At 33.1% G+C, this 4199-nt stretch carries 2 protein-coding genes and 1 pseudogene; 2 read left to right on the top strand and 1 reads right to left on the bottom strand.

Annotated elements, in window-relative coordinates; all coding sequences use genetic code 11:
* Positions 1-115: pseudogene (locus Xedl_RS39490) on the top strand (IS982 family transposase); the annotation flags it as partial.
* Positions 116-285: 170 nt separating this feature from the next.
* Positions 286-696: a recombinase family protein gene (locus Xedl_RS39495; protein ID WP_425274610.1), complete on the top strand. Its 411-nt coding sequence runs from the start codon at positions 286-288 to the stop codon at positions 694-696.
* 84 nt (positions 697-780) lie between these two features.
* Here Xedl_RS39495 and Xedl_RS19060 read toward each other — a convergent pair whose 3' ends face one another.
* Positions 781-4008, bottom strand: coding sequence for a hypothetical protein (locus Xedl_RS19060; protein ID WP_074025292.1), 3228 nt, complete (start codon positions 4006-4008; stop codon positions 781-783).
* Positions 4009-4199: the final 191 nt, after the last annotated feature.

The raw sequence follows: 4199 nt of genomic DNA on the forward strand, positions 1-4199 counted from the left end.
GAGTAATCGAATTGCCAGAAAACTGCTTTCTCACACGTTGGGTATTTTTGCCAATTTTCAACAAGGTAAAAGTCAACGCGACTGGCTTCAACAAGCCAACGTCATAGGATGTTAAAGTCGAGCATCGCGTGATTTATATACAGTTTATATTAATATTACATCTTTCCATCCGTATTTAGGCTAAAACAAGACTGTCATTTAAACCTTCGTTTACATGAAGCGGGCGCAAACAGTTTCTTTCTCACGCCAAAACGCTGGATCACAACCACCAATGCAATCGGGATCATCTCGAAAGCGGGCAGATATGGCGGAACTTATGCGCATCGGGATATTGCTTTTGAGTTTGCTTTCTGGATCAGCGCGGCGTTTAAGCTCTATCTATTTGGGTATACCCGTGTCTCCAAATCTGATGGAAGTCAGGTGCAGGATCTCCAACTGGATGCTTTACTTGCTGTCGGAGTTAATAAAGAAAACATTTATCAGGATGAAATATCTGGGAAGTCAGACAAACGTCCTGGATTGGATGCCTGTTTAAAAGCCCTCAGGCCTGGCGATGTGTTAATGGTATGGAAGCTTGACAGGCTTGGTCGAAGCTTAAAACACTTGGTGAATACTATCAGCAGACAGGCTCTCTATAAGTATGTAGGGCCAGATGGGGAGCTCAGGGAACACGGCGAAAGAGTATTAAAATCTTAGCGCTAACTGAGCACCCATTTTTTTCCTCATCAACTTTGAAGCCTATCGGGGGATGGGCAAAAAATAGCCTATCCAGAATTCAGGTTATTTAACTATTTTAACTACTTTAATGGCACCAGCAGTTACCCCTAAAATAAACTGAATAGCTACCGAAGCAACCAATACAGGCACAGCGACTTTCAGCAAAACAGTTCCATCACATATTTGCCATGTTGCAAATAGGAGTGATAATGCTATATCTAACTTACTTAATTGACTCCAGAAAAGGATAGTAAGAAGTAATATAAACAAGCCTAATATAACACTTATCACTATAAAAGGTATATCATAAACTTCATCTTCAAAAAAAGAAGCGACAGTATAAGCAATTGACAACAATAACATCAAAAAAGAAATTCCAATAAATATAACTGAATAAGTATCTAGAGAGCCTAAAAAGAACTGACAACAAATATTAATGGAAGTTATTCCTATAACAAAACAGTTTATTACTTTCTTTATTTTGGCGAGTATAGTATTCTCAGGATAGAAACTTTTCGCCATCAATAATCCTGCACGTAAGCCTTCGCAAGTTCCTGAAAGTAAAGTGCAAATTGCGCTAATCCATTTAAGTGCGATTGTGCTGCCTGAACTGTTGGTCGTGCTTATTTTTTTACGCTTTACTTTTCCTGTATTTTGTATTGGAAACACAGAGTCATTGTATGTTGAATTTACTATTTCCAATAAGTTAGTTATATTAGTTTCATTTTTAAACTGCAAGACACTTTCTTTATCCAGAAACAGACTTTTATTTAAAATTAATTTTGATAATATGGTTACTGGGATAGAGATAAGCAGTGACAGAAAATCATTAATACTTGGATCTTTTTCGGATTTTGTAATAAACTTGAATATCTCTGATATAAAAGGAATATATAATGGTTCATTCATTATAGTATAAAGTTTAGAAATTGCAGTTTCAACGAATACTATTATTGAGTCAACTAGCTTAGTTAAGCTGTTTATTGCTAGGCTCGTTAGTTTTTTTAAAATTCCAAGTATATTTACTATCATTTTTGAAAGGAATGACTCAGTATTTTGAATGTCATTAAATAGAACATTAAAAGCGTTCATATCATCAGAATTTTTAAAATCATCAGAATATTTATCTATCGTCTCTCTAACGTGTTCTATTTGGCTATTATCGTCGTCAATAGAAATAAACCGGGACTGAAGTGCATTTAATGATTTCGATAATTCATTATAACTACTTGGGTTATAGAGATAATCGAGTAAGGGATTATTGGCCAAAGCCTTATCCATACCTTTAGGAGAGAGACTATTTTTAAGTGATTGAACTTGATTATAACCATCATTAATATTTTTACCTTTATATGTATTAATAAGATTATCGAAAATATTGTTAACCTCGTTTTTGGTACGACACAATTCATTATCAACAGTACGCTTTATTTTTGCAGTAGCTTTTGTAAAAAATTCTTTTTGTAGAGATAGAATATGAGAAATAGCCTCCTTAGTCCTAAGTATATCATCCCAATCAAAAACAAACCCAATCCATTCAATGAGTCTATCAACTGTTAGTTTGATATAATTAAATATTACAGATGCTATATTCATAGCATCAAGAGCCACTTTTATTACTGCTTTGAAAATTTTTTCAATGCCATCCTCAACAAAATGGATTATGGCATAAAACCCCTCGATAGTGGAATGCACTATAATTTTTACAACATCTATGACTTTATTTATTGCATTTTTAATAAAATCCCCTATACTACCAAACCATTCTATTAGGTTAAGACTCAATAAATTATCTCTTTCCTTTTGAAGCATGTCTTTATTCAATTCACTATAAATAGGCGTGTTGTTACTTAAATCAAGCACCCATGATTGATATTGCTTAGGCAGCTGTAATGTCTCTAATTGAAGTAATGTTTCAGTTAGATATTTTCCAACGTGAGGTTCTTTTTTCAATGTACGTCGTAGATTAGGTGCGGTATCCGCTATTTCCATACATTTTTTAACGCTGCTCACTATACTTTCTGCGCTATCTGTAGAAAGATCAGGTACGAGAAGATTTCCTTTACTATCCTTGGCTTCTTTTAACTCTTGAGCCGTCAACTTAGATAGCCGATCTTTTACATCAGCATATTGGCGAATTGCGACAGGGGAAGGATCACGTTGAGGCAGTGTAAATGACAGTGTTGTTACGCCTAAGTTTTCAGTGGGTTGTGTAATTGTAAAAATGCCTCGCATATTCGTTTTGATTGATATTTTCTGGTCTTTTCCAACGAAATACGTATTACCATTAATAATTAGCTTAGTTTGGGCTGAGGATGATATCTCTACAGGTTCATTAATTAATAGGATCCCAAATTTATCTTTCACACTAATTTCTGAGCTATAAACAGATAACTCTTTTATAACTTTCTTTCTTCCTGGTGTTATATCAAAATTGATCCATTGGTCATTATCATTTGACCACATTGAACGAATATAAAAATTATCATCAGAATTTATGTCAACAAGAAAAACACTCATTTCACCTGATTTATTAGAAATAGGGTTGTACTCCATGACACTTTGGTTAATCATGGCTGGATTACTCCAGCCACTAGGTGATTCCTCGCATTCTTTTATATGATATAGTTTAGATTTACCTATACTAGCACTTTTTTCAGGATTATATTTAATAAATATACTTGTGTGTGTATTTCCATATAATAACGGTTTGAAATTTACGATTTCTTTTTTATTTACATTTATATTTTCATCTATTGATTGATTAGAGAAGATTTTACTTATAGATACATTTTCTTTATCTAGATTCAATGAAACTATATACTGATGAAAATCTTTTGTAGAAACCCTACAGTATGCTCTCATTTTTCCTTCTAACTTTTCACGGGCATCTATGATAGCTAATCCATCTATTTTAATAATGTCACTTTCAAAATCACCATCTATATCATCATAGTTTTTTATTGTGAATTCTCCATCATTAAATGTATATCTATTATATACAAAGTGCTTTCTTTGATATTTATGATTATACACAATATAATCTATAGCTGCTGTTTCTGGAGTATTACCTGTTAGTATCAGGTTAGTGCAATCTCTTTGTGTTTTATTATATAAACGTTCCTTATCAGCAAGAACCAATACTGTATTTGGGCTATCATCTTCGATATTGGGATTATCAAATAATGACACTTTTATTTTAGGATTGTTTTTACCAGTCAATACTAAAAGAATATATATCCGTTCTCCTCCTATATTTTCATTATCCGCTCTAATACATTTTACCTGCATATCATAGATATTAGTTTCCTCAATGTCATAAGGGAAGGGAAAAGTTTTAACTGAACTCCAACGTTCTTTTTCTGTATTTATATTTTCATAAATAAGTCCTCAAGAGAAATTAATTGCAAATTGGTCACCATAACCAGCTAATAATGTATTGATCTCATATTCCATGGTTTCCTGAGTCCAGGTGATAAAAC

This window comes from Xenorhabdus eapokensis (assembly GCF_001908105.1).